The organism is Actinokineospora spheciospongiae (assembly GCF_000564855.1).
GTDB classification, from domain to species: domain Bacteria; phylum Actinomycetota; class Actinomycetes; order Mycobacteriales; family Pseudonocardiaceae; genus Actinokineospora; species Actinokineospora spheciospongiae.
Genome location: NZ_AYXG01000139.1, coordinates 34,479 through 56,277 on the forward strand (window position 1 = coordinate 34,479; position 21,799 = coordinate 56,277).

At 77.4% G+C, this 21,799-nt stretch carries 2 protein-coding genes (both only partly in view); both read right to left on the reverse strand.

Translation table 11 applies throughout. The features are described from left to right. Positions 1–15,887, reverse strand: partial view of a non-ribosomal peptide synthetase gene (locus tag UO65_RS38665; protein ID WP_161784481.1) — the 5' portion only. It extends 1,339 nt beyond the left edge of the window; 15,887 of the gene's 17,226 nt are visible here — the first part of the coding sequence; its start codon is at positions 15,885–15,887; the stop codon falls past the left edge of the window. Beyond that, positions 15,884–21,799: the 3' portion of a non-ribosomal peptide synthetase gene (locus UO65_RS18550; protein WP_052021333.1), read on the reverse strand. The gene runs 3,657 nt beyond the window's last position; 5,916 of the gene's 9,573 nt are visible here — the last part of the coding sequence; its start codon lies off the right edge, out of view — the gene reads right to left on this strand; it ends in the stop codon at positions 15,884–15,886. The genes UO65_RS38665 and UO65_RS18550 overlap by 4 nt, the downstream gene beginning before the upstream one ends.

Below are 21,799 nucleotides of genomic sequence, written 5' to 3' on the forward strand. Positions count from 1 at the left end.
CGCAGCGCGTCGTGCCGCCGCAGCACCGCGTCCAGCACCACCCGCAGGCCCCGCGGGTCGAGCCCGACCGGCGTGGTGAACAGCGCCGACTGGTTGAACCCGTCGACCGGCCCGCCGCGCTCGCGCAACCAGTGCGCGATCGGCGCGGGCGGCAGCTCCCCGAACGCCTCCGTCGGGTCCTCGGCCGACGGGGCCGCGAGGTCGGCGGCGACCGCGGCCAGCGCGGCGGGCGTGCGGTGCCGGAACACCTCGCGCGGGCTGAAGTGCAGACCGGCGGCCCGGGCGCGCGCCACCAGCCGGATGGAGACGATGCTGTCGCCGCCCAGCTCGAAGAAGCTGTCCGAGGGGCCGACCCCGGGCAGCCGCAGCACCTCGGCGAACAGCTCGCACAGCCGCGCCTGCTTGGCGTCCGCGGGTTCCCCGCCCGAGATCAGGGGTGCGAAGTCCGGGGCGGGCAGCGCGGCGCGGTCGAGCTTGCCGTGCGGGGTCAGCGGCAGGGCGTCCAGCACGACGACGGCGGCGGGCACCAGGTGGGCGGGCAGGGTGTCGGCCAGTTCCCCGCGCACCCACGCCTGCGACAGCTCCACCGCACCGGGTCCCGGGTTGCCGGGGACGACGTAGGCGACCAACCGGCGGTGCCCGTCCTCGTCGTCGCGGGCGACCACGGCGGCCAGCGCCACCCCCGGCAGCGCGGTCAGCGCGGCCTCGACCTCCCCCGGCTCGACCCGGAACCCGCGCACCTGCACCTGGTCGTCGGCCCGGCCGAGGTGGTCCAGCCGACCGTCCGCGCGCCACCGCACCACGTCACCGGTGCGGTACGCCCGCGCTCCCGGCGGGCCGAACGGCGCGGCGACGAACCGCTCGGCGGTCAGACCCGGCCTGCCGAGGTAGCCCTGCGCGATCCCATCGCCCACCAGGTACAGCTCGCCCCAGGTGCCGGTGGGCACCGGCCGCAGCCGCTCGTCCAGCACCACCAACCACCGGCCGGGCAGGCCGCGGCCGACGCCGCTGCCCGGCGCCGCCTCCGCCACCACCGACCGGTCCAGGGGCCGGTGGGTCACGTGCACGACGCCCTCGGTGATGCCGTACATGTTCGCCAGGGCCGCCGACCGGCTCACCGGGTGGGCGTACCAGTCGGCCAGCCGCCGGGCCCGCAACGCCTCACCGCCGAGGACCACGTGCCGCAGGGCGAGCCGGTCGGCGGTGGGCTCCGCCGCGAGGGCCGCGGCCAGCGGGTGGAACGCCGACGGGGTCTGGTTGAGCACGGTCACCCGTTCGCGGACCAGCAGGGCCAGCAGGTCGTGGGGCGAGCGGGAGACCTCGTGGCTGACCACGACGAGCCGCCCGCCGTGCACCAGCGCCCCCCAGATCTCCCACACGGAGAAGTCGAACGCGGGGGAGTGGAACAACGCCCACACGTCACCGGGCCCGAACCCGAACAGCTCCGCGGTCTCGGCGAACAGCGCCGCCGCCTCCCGGTGCGCCACCACCACGCCCTTGGGCCTGCCGGTGGAACCCGAGGTGTGGATGACGTACGCGGGGGAGTCGGGGAGCACCACCGCGCCGGGGTCGGTGTCGGGCTGCGCGGCCAGCGCCGCGACCGTGTCCGGGTCGTCCAGGCGCAGCACGGCGACCGGTCCCGGGTCCACCGGTGCGGTGGCCGACCGGGCGACGACCAGCGCGGGCCGGGCGTCGGTGAGGGTCAGCGCGATCCGCTCGGCCGGGTAGTCCGGGTCGACCGGCAGGTAGGCGGCGCCCGCCTTGAGCACCGCGAGCATCGCCACGACCAGCTCCGCCGACCGGGGCAGCAGCAGCGCGACCGGCCGCCCGCCGCCCGCTCCCCGCGAGCGCAGCAGGTGCGCCAGCCGACCGGCCCGCGCGTCGAGGTCGGCGTAGGTCAGCGTGGCGTCCTCGGCGGTCACCGCCACCGCATCCGGGGCCCGCCGGGCCCGCTCGGTGAACCGCTCCACCAGCGTCGCCGCACCGCCGGGCACCGCGGGTGCCGGTGCGCCGAGGAGCCTGCGCCGCTCGGCCGGGTCCAGCACGTCCACCTGCTCGATGGGCTGGTCCGGGTCGGCCACCACGGCGTGCAGGACGCGGACCAACCGCCTGCCGAGCTGTTCGGCGGTGTCGCGGTCGAACAGGTCGGTCCGGTAGCGCAGCGCGGTGTGCAGCCCGGCCGGTGCCGCGTCGTCGGTGTGCTGCTCGTGGACGGTGACGGCCAGGTCGAACTCGGTCGGCCCGGGGTCGAGCGGCAGGCCGCGCACCCGCACCCCGGGCAGGTCCAGGTCCGCCCGCTCGGTGTTCTGCAGGGTCAGCACCACCTGGAACAGCGGGTGCCGGGACAGCGACCGCTGGGGGTTGAGGTGTTCGACCAGTTGCTCGAAGGGCAGGTCCTGGTGGGCGTAGGCGGTGAGGTCGGTGTCGCGGACGCGGGCCAGGAGTTGGCGGTGGGTGGGGTTGCCCGAGGTGTCGGTGCGCAGGACGAGGGTGTTGACGAAGTTGCCGACGAGGGGGTCGAGCGCGGAATCGGTGCGGCCCGCGACGGGGGTGCCGATCGGGATGTCGTGGCCCGCGCCGATGCGGGTCAACAGCACCGCGAGCGCTGCCCGCACCGACATGAACACGGTCGCGCCCGTCTCCCGCGCCAGCTCGACCAGGCCGCGGTGCACGCTCGCCGGGAGCGTGAACTCGACGCTCCCCGCGGGCTGGTCGGTGGGCAGCGCGGGCCTGGTCCGGTCGAACGGCAGCGGCAGTTCCTCCGGCAGACCGGCCAGCGCCGCGCTCCAGTGGGCGAGCTGGGTGGACCGGAGGCTGCCGGCGTCGTCCTCGGCGCCGAGCAGTTCCCGTTGCCACAGCGCGTAATCCGCGTACTGCACGGGCAGCGGTGCCGCGCCGCCCGCCTCCCCGGTGAGCCGGGCGCGGTAGGCCGCGGCCAGGTCGCGGGCCAGCGGCGCCAACGACCACCCGTCGCCCGCGATGTGGTGCAGCACGACCAGCAGGACGTGCTCGCCGGGTGCCACGGCGAACAGCGCCACGCGCAGCGGGACGTCGGTGGACAGGTCGAAGGGGCGCGCCGAGGCGGCGGCCAGCAGCCCGGCCAGGTCTTCCTCGGCGGCGGGCACGGCGACCAGCGGGGTGTGCGCCGCGCCCGCGTCGACGACCACCTGCGCGGGTGTCCCGTCCACGTCCGGGAAGACCGTGCGCAGGCTCTCGTGCCGGGTGGTGACGTCGAGGAGCGCGGCGTCGAGGGCCGCCACGTCCAGCTCGCCGGAGAGCCGCAGGGCCATCGGGATGTGGTAGGTGCCGCGGGCCGTCTCGAACCGGTTGAGGAACCACAGCCGAAGCTGGCCGGAGGACAGCGGCACGTGCTCGGGCCGGGTGAGGGCGCGCACCGGTGGGCGCACCGGGCCGTCGCCCGCGTCCGCGAGCCGCGCGGCGAGCGCGGCCACCGTGGGCGCCTCGAACACCGACCGCACCCGCAGCTCGACCCCGAACACCGACCGCACCCGGTTGACCAGGCGCATCGCCAGCAGCGAGTGCCCGCCCAGGTCGAAGAAGCCGTCGTCGACGCCGACCGAGGGCACCTCCAGGACGTCGGCGAACAGCCCGCACAGCAGTTCCTCGGCGCCGGTGCGCGCCGCCCGCGCCGGGGCGGGGGCGGCGCGCACCGGCGCGGGCAGCGCGGCCTGGTCCAGCTTGCCGTGCACGGTCAGCGGCAACGCCTCCAGCAGCACGACGGCGGCGGGCACCATCGGCTCGGGCAGCACCCGCGCGGCGTGGCGGCGCAACTGCTCCGCGTCCACCCCCGACGCCGCCCCACCCGCGGCGACGGCGTAGGCCACCAGCTCGACCGCACCCGAGGGCCCCGGCCTGGCCACGACCGCGGCCCGCGCCACCGCCGGGTGGCGGGCCAGCGCGGCGGCCACCTCGTCCGGCTCGACCCGGACACCGCGCACCTTCACCTGGTCGTCGGTGCGGCCCAGGAACTCCAGCGCCCCGTCCGGGTACCGCCGCACGCGGTCGCCCGTGCGGTACATGCGCTCGCCGGGACCGCCGTGCGGGTCGGCGACGAACCGCTCAGCGGTGCGACCGGGTGCGCGGTGGTAGCCGCGCGCCAGTTGCGCCCCCGCCAGGTACAGCTCACCGGGCACGCGCTCGGGCACCGGGCGCAGGTGCTCGTCGAGCACGTACGCGCGGGTGTTCCACACCGGAAGTCCGATGGGGACGGTGGGCTCCGGCCGGGCGGGCGCGGGGCGCCACGCGGTGACGTCCACCGCCGCCTCGGTGGGCCCGTACAGGTTGTCCGGCGCGATGCCCAGCACCCGCTCGCAGCGGGCCGCGAGCGCGGTGGGCAGGGCTTCGCCGCTGCACAGCACCCGGCGCAGGCCGGTGCCCGCCGCGGCGGGCGCGTCCAGGAAGACGTCCAACATGGACGGTACGAAGTGCGCGGTGCCCACCCGCTCGCGGCGCACCAGCTCGGCGAGGTGGTCGGGCTCGCGGTGCCCACCCGGTCGGGCGAGCACCACGGCCGCGCCCGCGATCAGCGGCCAGAACAGCTCCCACACCGACACGTCGAAGCTCGTCGGCGTCTTGTGCAGCACCCGGTCCTCGGCGGTCAGGCCGTACTCGGCCTGCGCCCACAGCAGCCGGTTGGCGATGGCGGCGTGCGGCACGAGGACACCCTTGGGGCGCCCGGTGGAGCCCGAGGTGTGGATCAGGTACGCCGGGTTGCCCGGGACGGCGGTGGGCGGTGGCGCGGACGCGGGGCGCGCGGCGAGGTCCCCACCCACCTCGTCGAGCAGGATCTGCTCCACGGCGGCGAACCCCGCGCCGTCGAGCACCCCGGACGTGCCGCGGTCGGTGAGCAGGGCGACGGGCCCGGCGTCGTCGACCACCCGGGAGAGCCGTTCGGCCGGGTGTTCGGGGTCCAGCGGCAGGTAGGCGGCACCGGTCTTGAGCACCGCCACGAGGGCGACGACCGACTCGACCGAGCGGGGCAGCGCCACCCCCACGGTCTTCTCCGGTCCCGCGCCGGAACCGGCGAGCAGGTGGGCGAGCCGGTTCGCCCGCTCGTGCACCCGCGCGTAGGTGTGGGTGGTCCCGTCGTGGTCGACGACCGCGACCGCGTGCGGTGTGCGCGCCGCCTGGGCTTCGAGCAGTGCGGTCAGGGTGGTCGCGGGCAGCGGGTGGGTCGTCGTGGCGCGCAGGAGCCGGTGCTCCTCCGCCGCGTCGAGGACGTCGACCCGGCTGACGCGCTGGTCGGGGTCGGCGGCGAGGGCGTGCAGGACCCGCATGAGCCGGGTGGCGATGCCGTGCGCGGTCTCCCGGTCGAACAGGTCGGTGCGGAACTCCAGCCTGCCGGTGATGCCCCCGGCCGCGCCGTCGGGCAGGCGGGTCTCGGTGAAGCCCAGCCACAGGTCGAAGTTCGCCCTGCGCACGGTGGTCGGCTCGTGCTCGACGCGGACGCCCGGCAGGCGCAGCACCGGCTCGGCGGTGTTCTGCAGGACGAGCATCACCTGGAACAGCGGGTGCCTGCCGGGGTCGCGCCGCGGGTTGAGGTGTTCGACGAGCCGCTGGAACGGCAGGTCCTGGTGGGCGTAGGCGTCGAGGTCGACCGCGCGGGCCCTGGCGAGCAGTTCGCGCAGGGTCGGGTCGCCACCGGTGTCCAACCGCAGGACCAGGGTGTTGACGAAGAAGCCGACCAGGTCGTCCAGCGCGTCGTGGGTGCGGCCCGCGACGGGGGTGCCGATGGGGATGTCGGTGCCCGCGCCCACCCGGGTCAGCAGTGCGGCGAGGGCGGCGTGCAGGGCCATGAACAGGGTGGCCCGGTCGGTGCGCACCAGCGCGGTGAGCCGCTGGTGCAGCGCGGCGGGGACGGTGAAGGTGATGTGGTCGCCGGTGTGCGCCGTGGTGTCGGGGCGGGGGCGGCAGGTGGGCAGGGCCAGTTCGGCGGGGGCGCCGCGCAGGGTGGTGGCCCAGTGCTCCAGGTGCCGGGCCGAGCCGTCGCCGTCGAGGGCCCTGTTGTGCCACAGGGTGTAGTCGGCGTACTGCACGGGCAGGGGTGCCTGCTCGGGTTCCCGGCCCCGCGCGCGGGCGGCGTAGGCGGTGGACAGGTCCCTGGCCAGCGGGGTGAGCGACCAGCCGTCGCAGGCGATGTGGTGCACGACCAGCAGCAGCACGTGCTCGTGCGTGCCCGTCGCCCACAGCCAGGCCCGCAGCGGGAGGTCGCGGGTGAGGTCGAAACCCCGCTCGGCGCGGGCTCGCAGCAGCGCGGCGACCTCGTCGGCCCGCACCGCCCCGGTGGTGACCAGGCCCTCGCGCACCGCCTCGACGTCGAGCACCCGCTGGTGCGGTTCGCCGTCGTCGGCGGGGAAGACCGTGCGCAGGACCTCGTGCCGCCGCACGACGTCGGCCACCGCCGCCCGCAGGGCGTCGTGGTCCAGCGGCCCGACCAGCCGCACGGCCATCGCCATGTTGTAGGTCGAACCGCTGTCCTCGAAGCGGTTGAGGAACCACAGCCTGCGCTGCGCGTGCGACAGCGGGAGCCGGGCGGGCCGCTCGGCGGGCCGCAGCGGCGGTCGCGCGCGGTCGGCGGGAGTGAGCCGGGCGGCGAGGCCCGCGGCCGTGGGGGCCTCGAACACCTCCCGGACGGCGAGCTCGGACCCCAGCACCGACCGGACGCGGCTGGTCAACCGGGTGGCCAGCAGCGAGTGCCCGCCCAGGTCGAAGAAGTCGTCGTCGACCCCCACCGCGGGCAGGCCGAGCACCTCGGCGAACAGCCCGCACAGGATCTCCTCCTGCGGGGTGCGCGGCGCGGCGCCCGCCGCCGCCGCGGCCACGTCCGGCGCGGGCAGCGCCCGCCGGTCCACCTTGCCGTTGACCGTGAGCGGCAGCGTGGGCAGGGCCACGAACGCCGAGGGCACCATGTACTCCGGCAGCACCTCGCCCAGGTGCGGGCCCAGCGCCGCGGTCAGCGCGCGGACGGCGTGCGACCGCTCCGGGTCGCTGGTCCGCCTCGCCTGCCCGGCGTCCTCGGCGGCCAGGTGGGTGCCGTCGAGGGCCCGGCCGCGCGCCTCGGCCGCGTCGACGAGCACCAGGTCCAGCGCGCCGTCCGCCTCCTGGTCCGGGGCCCGCCGGGCCGCGGGGGCGATCACGCAGGTGTAGCCGAGGTCTTCGACCGCCCGGTGCACGGCCTCCACCGTCGGCAGCGCGTCGGGGTCGCGGTCGGTGCCGCCGGTGAGCGCGGCCAGGGCGGTCCGCGGGTCGGTGTCGGCGTCCAGCGCCCGCAGGGCGGCCAGCTCCGGGGCGATCCTGGCGTTGGGCACCCCGGTGACCCGCAGCCGCGCCGGGCGCTCGGCGCGCAGGTGCGCCACCACCTCGGCGAGCCCGGTGACCTCCCGCCCCCAGCGCAGCCGGGGGGCGTCGGCGAGCGCGAGGACCCGGTCCGCGCCCTTGTGCAGCACCACGTCGTAGCGGTACCTGGTCAGCTCGTTGTCGTGGTGGCCGCGCTTGACGCGCAGGTCCACCGCGGTGATCCCGGGGTTCGCGCGCGCGGTGGCGGCGAAGTGGTCGGGGTCGACCAGCAGCTCCTCCTCCAGCAGCAGGCCGCGCCGCACGGCGGTGCGCACGGCCGCGGCGGTGCCCGCGCCCCCGCGGCGTAGCTGCACGGCGGTGCCCAGGCACCGGGCGAGGCGCAGGTCCCGCACGTCGCCGACGAACACCGCCCCGCCCGGCCGGACCAGCTCGACGGCGCGGGCCAGCACCCGGTCCAGGTAGTCGGCGGAGGGGAAGTACTGGACGACGGAGTTGATCACCACCGTGTCGAAGTGGTCGGTGGGCAGCCCGGTGGTGTCCTCGCCCGCCTGGCAGCGCAGCTCGACCCGGCCCGCCAGCTCCGGCCGGGTGGCCAGGTGCTCGCGCAGCCGGTCGACGGCCGAGGGGGAGAAGTCGGTGCCCCAGTACGACTCGCAGTCCCCGGCCAGCTCGGCGAGCAGCAGGCCGCTGCCGACGCCGATCTCCAGCACCCGCCGCGGTCGCAGCGAGCGGATGCGCTCGACGGTCGCCGCCTGCCACTCCCGCATGTCCGCCAACGGGATCGGCTGCCCGTCGTAGCTGCTGTTCCAGCCGGAGAAGTCGCTGCCGAAGCCGCCGCCGGGGGCGGCGAAGTAGGCGTCGGTGCCGTAGAGGGATTCGTAGATGCCGCGCCAGTCCTCGACCTGGTCGCGGCCCGCGCCGCCCTCCGCCGCGCCCGCCGCGGGCACCACGTAGGCCACCAGCCGCCGTTCCCCGGCCCGGTCCTCCCGGACCACCACCGCGGCCCGCCCCACCCCGGGGTGCGCGGTCAGCGCCGCCTCGACCTCGGCGAGCTCCACCCGGAAGCCGCGCAGCTTCACCTGGTCGTCGGCGCGGCCCGCGAACTCCAGCCCGCGCGGGGTCCACCGCGCCAGGTCGCCGGTGCGGTACATCCGCGTCCCCGCCGGCCCGAAGGGGTCGGCGACGAACCGCTCGGCGGTCAGCGCGGCCCGGGCGGCGTAGCCCCGCGCCAGCCCGGCGCCCGCCAGGTGCAGTTCGCCGACCACGCCCGGCGGCACCGGCCGCAGCCCCGCGTCCAGCACGTAGGCCAGGGTGCCCGCCATCGGCGTGCCGATCGGCACCGTGCGGCCGGGCGGGGAGCCGGGGTCCACCGCGTGGAAGGTCGCGAACGTGGTGGTCTCGGTCGGCCCGTAGACGTGCCGCAGCGCAGTGCCGGGGCAGGCCGCCGCGACCCGCTCGAACGCGGCGGGCGATACGTCCTCGCCGCCGGTCCACACCTGCCGCAGCGCGCCGAGGGTCGCCGGGCTCTCCTGCGCCAGCAGGTTGAACAGCGCGGTCGTGAAGAAGGCGCAGGTCACACCGCGCTCGGTGATCACCCGGTCCAGGTCGGCCACGCCCAGCTCCCCCGGCGGTGCCTGCACGACGCACCCGCCCGACAGCAGCGGCACCCACAGCTCGTAGGTGGAGGCGTCGAACGAGTGCGGGCTGTGCGCCAGCACCCGGTCCTGCTCGCCGCCGCGCCAGCACGGGTCGAACGCCAGCGACACCACGTTGGCGTGGGTGACCACGACGCCCTTGGGCACGCCGGTGGACCCCGAGGTGAACATGGCGTACGCGGCCCGGTCGGGCTCGACCGGGCGCCGGGGGTCGTGCTCGGGCAGGTCGCCGGGGACCGCGTCGGCCCGCAGCACCGCGAGCCCGTCGGCGGCGGCCCGGTCGGTGAAGGGGTGCTCGGCGCCCGCCGCGTCGGTCAGCAGGATGCCCGCGCCGGTGTCGGCGGCGATCAGCCCCATCCTGGCGCGCGGGTGGCGCGGGTCGAGCGGCACGTACGCCGCGCCCGCCTTGACCACGGCCAGCAGCGCGACCACCAGCTCGGCGGAGCGTTCCACCAGGACCAGCACCGGGCGGTCGTGGTCCGCCCCGTGCCGGATCAGCAGGTGCGCCAGGCGGTTGGCCCGGGTGTCCAGTTCGGCGTAGCCGAGCCGCACGGCGCCCGCGTCCAGCGCGGTCGCGCCCGGGGTCCGCGCGACCTGGGCGGCGAACAGCTCGGCCAGGCCCGCGCCCGGCCGGGCCGGGGCGGGTGGGCGCACCGGGCCGCCGTCGCCGCGGGCGAGCACGGCCCGGCGGCCGTCGTCGTCGAGCAGGTCGAGCCTGCCCACCGGGCACGCCGGGTCGGCGGCGACGGCCGCCAGCAGGCCGAGCAGGTGCGCGGCCAGCCCGCGGGCGGTCGCCGGGTCGAACAGCTCGGTGGCGAACTCCAGCACGCCGTCCAGGCCGTCCGGGCGGCCGTCGGCGGTGCGCCGCTCGGTGAAGGCGAACAGCAGGTCGAACTTCGCCTCGGCCGGGGGCACCGGGACCGCGCCCAGCACCACGCCGGGCAGCCCTGCCTCGGCCCCGGTGTTGTTCTGCAACCCCACCATCACCTGGAACAGCGGGTTGCGGTCGACCGAGCGCCCCGGGTTCAGCTCCTCGACGAGCAGGTCGAAGGGCAGGTCCTGGTGGGCGTAGGCGGCCAGGTCGGTGTCGCGGACGCGGGCGAGCAGGTCGGTGAAGCCGGGGTCGCCGGAGGTGTCGGTGCGCAGCACCAGGGTGTTGACGAAGAAGCCGACGAGGTCGTCGAGCGCCGCGTCGGTGCGCCCGGCGACGGCCGTGCCCAGCGGCAGGTCGGTGCCCGCGCCCACCCTGGTCAGCAGCGCCGCGACCGCGGCGTGCAGCACCATGAACAGCGTCGCCCCGCCGTCGGCGGCCAGCGCGGCGAGCCGGGTGTGCAGCGCGGGCGGGACCGGCAGCGGGACCGCCCCGCCGCGGTAGCGGGCGACCGGGGGCCGCGGCCGGTCCAGGGGCAGGGCGAGCTGTTCCGGGGCGCCCGCCAGGGTGCTGCGCCAGAAGGCGAGCTGGCGGCCACCGGTGCTGTTCGGGTCGCCGGGGTCGCCGAGCACCGCGCGGTGCCAGAGGGTGTAGTCCGCGTACTGCACCGGCGGCGGCGCCCACCCGGGCGCCCGGTCGGCCAGCCGGGCCGCGTAGGCGGTGGCGAGGTCGTCGGCCAGCGGGCGCAGCGACCAGCCGTCGCCCGCGATGTGGTGCAGTACCAGCACCAGGACGTGGTCGTCCTCGGCGAGGGCGAGCAGCCGGACCCGCAGCGGCGGGTCGGTGCGCAGGTCGAACCCGGCGGTGGTGGTCGAGGCGACGGCGGCGTCCAGCCCGGCGGCGTCCACGGCCACCACCGCGGCGTCCACCCGGCCCGCCCGCCCGGCGGGGGGCGGCAGCACCACCTGGTGGGGTTCGCCGTCGGACTCGGGGAAGACCGTGCGCAGGCTCTCGTGCCGGTCCACCACGTCCAGGCAGGCGGCCAGCAGCGCGTCGCGGTCCAGGGGACCGGTGAGCCGCAGCGCGAGCGGGATGTTGTAGGCCGACCCGGACCCCTGCAACCGGTCCAGGAACCACAGCCTGCGCTGCGCGAACGACAGCGGCAGCCGGTCCGGGCGCGCGGCGGGCCGCAGCGGCGGCCGGTCCGTGCCCGCGGCGGTGTCGACCCGCCCGATCAGCCCGGACACCGCGGGCGCCTCGAACAGCGCCCGCACCGGCAGGTCGACGCCGAAGGCCGCGCGGACGCGGCTGATGAGCCCGGTGGCCAGCAGCGAGTGCCCGCCCAGTTCGAAGAAGCTCTCGTCGACCCCCACCTCGGGCAGCCCGAGCACCTGGGCGAACAACCCGCACAGGACCTCCTCCCGCGCGGTGCGCGGGGCCCGGCCGCGACCGGTCGTGGCGACCGGGGCGGGCAGCGCCCGGCGGTCCACCTTCCCGTTCGGGGTCAGCGGCAGCTCGTCGAGCACGACCACCGCCGCCGGGACGAGGTGGTCGGGCAGCACCCCGGCCAGCGCACGGCGCAGGTCGGTGGGTTCGAGGCGGTGCCCGGGGGCGGCCACGGCGTAGGCGACGAGCCCGAGGTCGCCGGGGCGGTGCTCCCGGGCGACGACGACCGCCGCGCCGACGTCCGGCCGCGCGGTGAGCGCGGCGGCCACCTCGCCGGGCTCGACCCGGAAGCCGCGGACCTTCACCTGGTCGTCGGCGCGGCCGACGTAGTCGAGTTCGCCGTCCGCCCGCCAGCGCACCACGTCCCCGGTGCGGTACATGCGCTCCCCCGGCGGCCCGTACGGGCAGGCCACGAACCGCTGCGCGGTCGGGGAGGGCAGGTCCAGGTAGCCGCGCGCGAGGCCGGGACCCGCGACGTACAGCTCGCCCGCGACCCCGGCGGGCAGCGGGCGCAGGTGCTCGTCGAGCACGTGCAGGCGCAGGTCGGGCAGGCCCCGGCCGATCGGGCTGCCGGTCCGGTGCGCCCGCCGGTCCAGCCGCACCCCGGTGACGTGCACGGTCGTCTCGGTGATCCCGTACAGGTTGACCAGCGCCGGGCTGTCCGGGTGCCGCTCCCGCCAGCCCGCCAGCGACCCCGGGTCCAGCGCCTCGCCGCCGAAGGCGACGCGCCGCACGGACAGCCGGTCGCCCAGCCCCGGGTCCTCGGCGTCGGCGCGGGCGAGCTGGGTGAACGCCGACGGTGTCTGGCTCAGCACGGTGACGCCGGATCGCACCAGCAGCGCCAGGAACTCCTCCGGTGCCCGCGCCACGTCGGCAGGCACCACGACCAGGGTGGCGCCGTGCAGCAGCGCCCCCCAGGTCTCCCAGACCGCGAAGTCGAACGCGGGGGAGTGGAAGGCGCTCCACACGTCGTCCGCGGTGAAGTCGAACAGCTCGGCGGTGGCGGTGAACAGCCGCAGCACGTTGCCGTGCGGCACGACGACGCCCTTCGGGCGGCCGGTGGACCCCGAGGTGTGGATGACGTACGCGGCGGAGTCGGTCGTGGGGGCGAGCGGGCGCTCCTCGGGGGTCAGCTCGCCCGCGGGCGCGGCACCGAGGGCCCGGACCACCCCGGGGTCGTCCAGCAGGACCAGGGTGGCGTCCGGTTCCCGGGGGAGCGCCGCCGCGACGGCCCCGGTGGTCACCACCGCGGTGGGGTGCGCGTCGGCGAGGGTGGAGGCGATGCGCTCGGCGGGGTGCTCGGGGTCGAGGGGCAGGTAGGCGGCTCCCGCCTTGACCACCGCCACCGTCGCCACGACCTGCTCGATCGACCGCGGCAGCGCCAAGGCCACCGCCCGCTCCGGCCGGGCGCCCGCGGCGAGCAGCACCCTGGCCAACCGGTTGGCCAGGGCGTCCAGCTCGCCGTAGGTGAGCGCCCGGTCCCCGCAGACCACGGCCGTGGCCCCGGGGGTGCGGCGGGCGACCGCGGCGAACGCCTCGGCCAGCGTGCCGGTCGGCGGCTCGACCCGGGTGGGGGCGCCCCACTCCAGAAGCTGTCGCCGCTCCGCCCCGTCGAGCAGGTCCACCGCGCTCAGCCGCTGGTCCGGGTCGGCGACCACCGCCGCGAGCACCCGCACCAGCCGCTCGGCGATCCGCTCGGCCCCCGCCCGGTCGAACAGGTCGGTGCTGTACTCCAGGGACCCGTGGACGCCGTGCGGGGTGCCCTGCGCGCCGCGCCGCTCGGTCAGCTCCACGGACAGGTCGAACATGGTCGTAGGCAGCCCGAGGGGCAGCCCCTCGACCGCCAGGCCGGGCAGTCGCGGCGGGGGCGGGGCGGGGTTGTTGTGCAGGACCAGCGCCACCTGGAACAGCGGGTGCCGCGCGGTGGACCGGGCCGGGTTGAGCTCGTGGACCAGCCGCTCGAACGGCAGGTCCCGGTTGGCGAACGCGGCGAGGTCGGCCGCGCGGACCCGACCGAGCAGCTCGCGCGCGGTCGGGTCGCCCGAGGTGTCCGTGCGCAGCACCAGGGTGTTGACGAACAGGCCGACCAGGTCGTCGAGCGCCTCGTCGGTGCGGTTGCCGACCGGGGTGCCGATGGGGATGTCCCGGCCCGCCCCCAACCGCGACAGCAGCAGGGCCAGTCCCGCCTGCACGACCATGAACAGCGTGGTGCGGCTCTCCCTGGCCAGGGCGCGCAGGCCGCGGTGCAGGTCCGGCGGGATCTCCAGGGGCACGCGGTCGCCGCGGTGGCTCGCGCGGGCGGGGCGCGGTCGCTGCGCCGGGAGGGTCAGCTCGGCGGGCAGGTCGGCCAGCGCGGTCCGCCAGAAGTCGAGCTGCCGCGCCAGTGCGCTGTCCGGGTCGGCGCCGTCGCCGAGCAGTTCGCGCTGCCACAGCGCGGCATCCGGGTACTGCAGCGGCAGCGGTTCCCACTCGGGGGCGCGACCGGCGCGGCGGGCGGCGTAGGCCCGCGACAGGTCGCGCGACAGCGGCGCGAACGACCAGCCGTCGCCCGCGATGTGGTGCAGGACGAGCAGCAGGACGTGCTCGCCCGTTCCCCCCACCTCGTACAGCGCCGCGCGCAGCGGGGGATCGGTGGTGAGGTCGAAGGGCCGGGCCGCCGCCGCGGCAGGCCCGGCGGCCCGCTCGGCCTCCGGCAGCGCCGCGACGGGCAGCGCGACGGCGGTCGCCGGGCGCACGTCCTGGTGGGGTTCGCCGTCGACCTCGGGGAAGACCGTGCGCAGGCTCTCGTGCCGCTCCACCACGTCGCCGAGCGCCGCGGTCAGGGCGGCGCGGTCGAGGTCGCCGGTGAGGCGCAGCGCGATGGGCAGGTGGTAGGCGGACCCGGTGTCCTCGAAGCGGTTGAGGAACCACAGCCGCCGCTGGGCGTGCGAGAGCGGGGTGCGCTCCGGGCGGTCCACCGGTCGCGGCGCGGGCCGGACGGCGGCGCCGGGGTCGAGCACGGCGTCGAGGCGGGTGCCCGTGCCCGCCTCGAACAGCGCGCGCACGGGCAGCTCCACCCCGAGCACCGACCTGATCCGGCTCACCAGCCGGGTGGCCAGCACGGAATCGCCGCCCAGGGCGAAGAAGTCGTCGTCGGCGCCGACCGCGGGCAGCTCCAGCACGTCGGCGAACAGCTCGCAGAGGATTTCCTGCCGCGGTGTGCGCGCGGGCGCGCCCCGGCCCGGGGCGGCGGGGCGGGTGGGCACCCGGTCCGGTTCGGTGACCCCGGGGAGCACCGGGCCCGCGGTGTGCCCGGGCGGGTGGTCCAGGTCCGCGGCCAGTGACCGGAGCGTGCGCACCACCGCGTCCAGCGCGCGCCGCGCGGTCTCGGCGTCGACCACGTCGGTGCGGTGGGACAGGCGCAACAGCAGCCGGTCGCCGGGTGCCACCGTGAGCGAGAGCGGGTAGTGGTTGGCGTCCCAGGCGCCCACGGCCGTGACCCGCAGCCCCGGCGGCGCGGCCACCACGGCGTCGGCGGTCCGCCCGCGGGCCAGGTGGTTGCGGAACAGCAGCACGGTGTCGAACAGCTCGGCGCCGACCCCGGCCAGCCGCCGCAGCTCGCCCAGGCCCACGTGCTGGTGCGGCAGCAGCGCGGCCCGCCGGTCCTGCGCGGCGGCCAGTTGCTCGCCGAACGGCCGCCCCGCGTCGAGGCTGACCCGCACCGGCACCGTGTTGACGAGCAGCCCCACCAGCGTCTCGACGTCGGGGATCGTGGGTGGGCGGATGGCGGCGGTGGTGCCGAAGACGACGTCCTGCCGCCCGGTCAGCCCGCTGAGCACCACCGCCCACGCCCCCGCCACCACGGTGTTGAGCGTCAGGCCCCGGCCGCGGGCGGCGGTGTGCAGGCGCGCGGTCTGCTCGGCGGTCAACTCGGCGTCCAGGTCCCGAGGCGGGGCGGGCGCCCCGCCGCGGGCGGCGCCGGGGGCGACGAGGGTGGGTCCGCTCAGCCCGGCCAGGTGGGTCCGCCACTCCCGGCGGGCGGCGTCGTGGTCCTGCCTGGCCAGCCACCGCGGGTAGGCCCGGTGGTCGGCGGCGGGCGGCAGGGTGACCGCCGGGTCGCCCTCCCGGGCGTAGAGCGCCCACAGGTCGTCCACCAGCACCGGCACGGACCAGCCGTCGAGCAGCACGTGGTGGTTGGTGATCAGCAGCCGGTGCCGGTCGGCGGCCAGCCGGACCAGGGTGAACCGGATCAGCGGGGGGCGGTGCGGGGTGAACCCCGCGGTCCGGTCCTCGGCGCCGACCCGGTCCAGCCCGGTCGCGCGCTCCGGCTCGCCGAGGGCGGACAGGTCGTGCTCGCGCCAGGCCAGGGGCACCTCGGCCAGCACGACCTGGACCGGTTCGTCGACCCCGTCCTGGACGATCGCCGAGCGCAGCACCGCGTGCCGGGCCAGCAGCGCCCCGGCGGCCCGGCGCAGCGCGGCCGGGTCCAGCGGCCCGTCGACCTCCAGCGCGAGCTGCATGGTGTAGACGTCGGCCGCCCCGTCGTGGGCGGCGTGGAACAGCAGTCCCTCCTGCAACGGCGTGACGGGGAGGACGTCCTCGATCTCGGCCCTGGTCACCGGGGTGCCTCCCATTCCGCTTCGATCGCCGCCGCCAACCGCCCGCGCTGGAACGCGCTCAGCTCCACCAGCGGGGCGCCGGTGTCCTCGGGGTCGGCCTCTGGTGCCTGCCGGTCCGCCGCCGCGGCCACCGCCGCGAGGGCGGCCGGGGTGCGGTGCACGAAGACGTCGCGCGGCGTGAGGGGCAGCCCGGCCCGGCCCGCGCGGCCCGTGAGCCGCAGGGTGAGCACGCTGTCGCCGCCGAGGGCGAAGAAGTCGTCGTGGACCCCCGCCTCGGCCACCCCCAGCACGTCGGCGAACAGCTCGCACAGCGCCAGCTCCGCCGGGGTGCGCGGGGCGCGGTCCGGTGCGGCGCCGCGCGGGTCCGGCGCGGGCAGCGCGCGCCGGTCGACCTTGCCGTTGGCGGTCGTGGGGAACGCGTCGAGCACCACGACCACCGGGACCATGTGCTCGGGCAGCACCCGCGCCGCGTGCTCCCGGACCGCGGCGGGGTCCACCGCCCGCGCGCCCGCCGCGGTGACGTAGCCGACCAGCCGCCGGTGCCCGTCGCCGGACTCGCGGGCCACCACCACCGCCCGGCCGACCAGCGCGTGCCCGGCCAGCGCCGCCTCGACCTCGCCGGGTTCGACCCGGAAGCCGCGCACCTTGAGCTGCTCGTCGGCCCGGCCGAGGAACTCCAGCCGCCCGGACCCGGTCCAGCGCACCAGGTCGCCGGTGCGGTAGGCGCGCTCGCCCGGCCCCCCGCCGGGGTCGGCGACGAACCGCTCCGCGGTGAGGCCGGGGCGCCGGTGGTAGCCGCGGGCCACCCCGGCGCCCGCCAGGTACAGCTCGCCGACCACACCCGGCGGCACCGGCCGCAGCGCCCGGTCGAGCACCAGGACCCGGGTGTTGGCGATCGGTTCGCCGATGCCGGGCGCCCGCTCGTCCGCGCCGAGGTGGGCGAGGGTGGACCAGATGGTGGTCTCGGTCGGCCCGTACAGGTTGACCGCGCTCGCGGCCCTGGCGCGCAGGCGGGCGGCCAGCGCGGCGGGCAGCGCCTCGCCGCCGGAGAGCACCCGCACCCCGGACAGGGCGTCGCGGTCGCCCTCCTCGTCGGCCGCGTCGAGCACCGTCTGCCACAGGCTCGGTGTCGCCTGCGCGACGGTGACCCCGGCCCGCCGGGCCAGCGCCAGCAACCGCGCCGGGTCCCGCACGGTGTCGCGGTCGGCGAGCACCACGCACGCCCCGTGCGCCAGCGGGAGGAACAGCTCCAGCGCCGCGATGTCGAAGGCGACCGTGGTCACCGCCAACCACCTGTCTTCTGTGGACAGTGGAACGTGGTCGGCCAGCGCAGCCAGGAAGTTCGCCAGGGCACCCCTGGGCACCACGACGCCCTTCGGCAGGCCGGTCGAGCCCGAGGTGTAGATCGCGTACGCCGCGTTCGACGGCACCGCCCGGGGGAAGGCGCACGGCGGGGCGCCCGCCAATTCGGCCCGCGTCCGCGCCGCGTCCAGCGCCAACCGGGGCACCCCGACCGCGGGCAGCGCGCCTGCGGTGGCCTCGTCGGTGATCACGAGCACCGGTTCCGCGTCGGACAGCATGTGCGCGGTCCGCTCCGGCGGGAAGGCCGGGTCCAGCGGCAGGTGCGCCGCCCCCGCCCGCTGCACCGCCAGCAGCGCCACCACCAGCTCCGGCCCGCGCGGCAGCGCCACGGCCACGAACCGCTCCGGGCCCGCGCCGCGGGCCACCAGCAGCCGGGCCAGGCGGTCGGCCCGGTCGACCAGCTCGGCGTAGGACACCGTCGTGTCGGCCGTGCGGACGGCGGGCAGCCCGGGGTGCGCGGCGGCGACCCCCGCGACCACGTCGGCCAGGTCCACCGGCGGAACCGGGCGGACGACGCCCCGCCCCTGCTCCAGCAGCAGCGCGCGTTCCCCGGCGGTGAGCAGTTCGACCTGGCGGACGGGGGTGTCCGGGTCGGCCGCCACCGCGGCGAGCAGGCGTGCCAACCGGTCGGCGATGCCTGCCGCGGTCGCCGGGTCGAACAGGTCCGCGTTGAACTCCAGCACCCCCTCCAGCCCGTCCCCGCGCTCGGCGAACCCGAACGAGAGGTCGAACCGCGCCGACCCCACCGCCACCGGCTCGGCCGCGACGGCCAGCCCGGGCAGGTCGAGCACCGGCTCCGGGGTGTTCTGCAACCCCAGCATCACCTGGAACACCGGGTGCCTGGCCAGCGACCGCGGCGGCGCCAGCGCCTCGACCAGCCGCTCGAAGGGCAGCTCCGCGTGGGCGTAGGCCGCGAGGTCGGTCTCGCGCACCCGGCCGAGCAGGTCGCGGAAGCTCGGGTCGCCGGACGTGTCGGTGCGCAGCACCAGCATGTTGACGAAGCAGCCGACCAGTTCGTCCAGCGCGTCGTCGGTGCGCCCGGCCACCGGTGTCCCGACGGGGATGTCGTCCCCGCCGCCCAGCCGCGACAGCAGCAGCGCGAGACCGGCGTGCAGCACCATGAACAGCGTCGTCCCGGTCCCGCGCGCCAGCGCCCGCAGCGCCGCGTGCTGCTCGGCGGGGATGCCGAAGGCCACCTCGCCGCCCCGGTGCGAGGCCACCGGCGGGCGGGGCCGGTCGGCGGGCAGGGGGATCTCGTCGGGCAGACCGGCCAGCACCGCGGTCCAGTGCGCCAGGTGCGGCGAGTCCGCGGCGAGCAGGTCGCGCTGCCAGAGCGCGTAGTCGGCGTACTGCACCGGCAGCGGCGCGAACCCGGGGGCGGCACCCGCGCGCCGCGCCGCGTACGCGGCGGACAGGTCGCGGGCCAGCGGGGTCAGCGACCAGCCGTCCGCCCCGATGTGGTGCAGCACCACCAGCAGCACGTGCTCGTCCGGCCCGACGGCGAACAGCGCCGCGCGCACCGGCGGCTCGGTGGCCAGGTCGAACGGCGTGGCGACCTGCTCGGCCAGCGCCGCGGCCACCCCGTCCCCGCCGGTCTCCGCCTCGGTCCAGGCCACCGGCCCCGGGTCGAGGACCTCCTGGCGCGGGTGGCCGTCCACCACCGGGAACACCGTCCGCAGGCTCTCGTGCCGGGCCACCACGTCGTCCAGCGCGGCCCGCAGCGCCGCCCGGTCGAGCCCGCCGGTCAGCCGCAGCACCAGCGGGATGTGGTAGGTGGCGCCCAGGTCCTCGACCCGGTCGAGGAACCACAGCCGCTGCTGCGCGGCCGACAGCGGCAGCACCCGGGGTCGGGTGGCCGGGGCGGGCGCCGGGCGCGCGGCGCCCGCCGTGCCGTCCAGCCTGCCCGCGAGCAGGGCGGCGGTCGGGGCCTCGAAGACCGCCCGCACCGCCAGTTCCACCCCCAGGACCGCCCGCACCCGGCTGACCAGCCGGGTGGCCAGCAGCGAGTGGCCGCCCAGGTCGAAGAACCCGTCGTCCACCCCGACCCGCGCCACCCCCAGCACCTCGGCGAACAGCTCGCACAGCACGGCCTCGCGCGGGGTGCGCGGGCCGCGGCCGGACCCGTCCGGGGTGAGGTCGGGGGCGGGCAGGGCGGTGCGGTCCACCTTCCCGCTCGGGGTGGTCGGCAGCGCCGCCAGGCGCACGAACGCGGCGGGCACCAGGTAGTCCGGCAACCGGTCGGCGAGGTGGCCGCGCAGCGCCGCCGCGGTGGGGGTCGTGCCCGCCCGGGGGACGACGTAGCCGACGAGCCGCTGCTCCACCGCGCCACCGCGGGTCACCGGCACCGCCAGCACCGCGGCCCGCGCCACGTCGGGGTGGCCCGCGAGCGCGGCCTCCACCTCGCCGGGCTCCACCCGGAACCCGCGGATCTTCACCTGGTGGTCGACCCGGCCGAGGAAGTCCAGCGTCCCGTCCGCCCGCCACCGCACCAGGTCGCCGGTGCGGTAGACGCGCTCCCCCGGCGGGCCGAACGGCGCGGCGACGAACCGCTGCGCGGTCAGGCCGGGGCGGCCGAGGTAGCCGCGGGCCACCTGCGCGCCGCCCAGGTACAGCTCGCCGGGGACGCCGATCGGGACCGGTCGCAGCCGGTCGTCGAGCACGTGGCAGCCGGTGTTGTCGATCGGGCCGCCGATGCCCACCCGGACCGGCCAGTCCGCCGCCCCGCCGGTGAGCGCGTGCGCGGTGACCACGTGGGTCTCGGTGGGGCCGTACCAGTTGCGCAGCGTCCACTCGGGATGCCTGCGGTAGAACTCGCGCACCTCCCCGCGCACCGACAGCGCCTCGCCCGCCTGCATCACGTCGGTGAGGGCGCCGGGGTCGCGCCCCAGCTCCGCCGCCGCGTCGCACAGCGCCTCCAGCACGACGGCGGGGGCGAACAGCTCGTTGACGCGGTGGCGGTCGAGCCAGCGCAGCAGTTCCGCCGCGTTGCGCCGGGTCTCGGTGTCCGGCACCACCAGCGTCTTGGCGCTCGCCAGGGCGGAGGCGACCTCCTGGGCGGAGGCGTCGAAACCGGTCGCGGCGAACAGGGCGGTCCGCTTGCCCGGCCACACCGGCACCGCCGCGAGCTGCCAGGTGATCAGGTTGACCAGCGCGCCCGCCGGGAACACCACGCCCTTGGGCCTGCCGGTGGAACCGGACGTGTAGATCACGTACGCGGGGTTGGCGGGCGACAGCGGGGCGGGCAGGTCCGCGGTCCCGGGGGCGTCGGCCCGCTGCCGCGCGAGGTCGTCGACCACGTCCTCGGCGTCGAGCACCAGCACGGGCACGCCCGCGGTGGCGGGCAGCCGGTCCGCGGTCCCCCGGGTGGCGAGCACGACCAGCGGCGCGGCGTCGGCCAGCGTGAACGCGGTCCGCTCGACCGGGTACTCGGGGTCCAGCGGCAGGTAGGCGGCGCCCGCCTTGAGCACCGCGAGCAGCGCCACCACCAGGTCGGGGGAGCGGGGCAGCGCGAGGCCGACCAGCCGCTCGGGGCCCGCGCCGCGCGCCAGCAGCAGGTGGGCGAGCCGGTTGGCCCGCGCGTGCAGCTCGGCGTGGGTCAGCACCACCTCGCCCGCGCCGCCCGCGACGACGGCGGGCACGTCGGGGTGGCGCGCGACCGCCGCGTCGAACAGCTCCGGCAGCGTCGCCGCCCCCGTCGCCCGCCCGGTGTCGTTCCACTCCAGCAGCACCTGCCGCCGCTCGGCCCGCCCGAGCACGTCGACCCGGCTGATCGGCAGGTCGGGCTCGGCGGCGACGGCGCGCAGCACCCGCACCAGCCGATCGGCCAGCCGGTGCGCGGTGTCGGGGTCGAACAGGTCGGTGCTGTGCTCCAGGAAGCCCGCCACCCCGGCGGGGGTGCCGTCGGGCGCGTGCCGCTCGGTGAGGGTGACCAGCAGGTCGAACTTCGCCGTGGCGCTGTCGACGTCGTCCACGACCACCCGCAGCCCGGTCAGCCTCGGCGCGGGCGGTGCGGCGGGTTGCAGCGCCAGCATCACCTGGAACAGCGGGTGCCGCGCCGTCGACCGGGCCGGGTTCAGCACCTCGACCAGCCGCTCGAACGGCACGTCCTGGTGGGCGTAGGCGTCGAGGTCGGCCGCGCGGGCCCTGGCGAGCAGTTCGCGGAAGGTGGGGTCGCCGCCGGTGTCCACCCGCAGCACCAGGGTGTTGACGAACAGGCCGACCAGGTCGTCGAGCGCGTCGTCGGCCCGGCCCGCGACCGGGGTCCCGACTGGGATGTCGGTGCCCGCCCCCAGCCGGGTGAGCAGGGTGGCCAGTGAGGCGTGCAGGACCATGAACAGGCTGGCCCGGTTCTCCCTGGCCAGCCCGGCCAGCAGCCGGTGCAGCCGCTCGTCGAGCCACAGCGGCGTGCGGGCGCCGCCGCGGCCGGGCCGCGCGGGCCGCGGGTGGTCGCGGGGCAGGGCCAGCTCGTCGGGGAGCCCGGACAGCCTGCCCGTCCAGAACTCCAGCGCCGCGCCCGCCCGTCCGTCCTCTGAGGACAGCTCCGCGCGCTG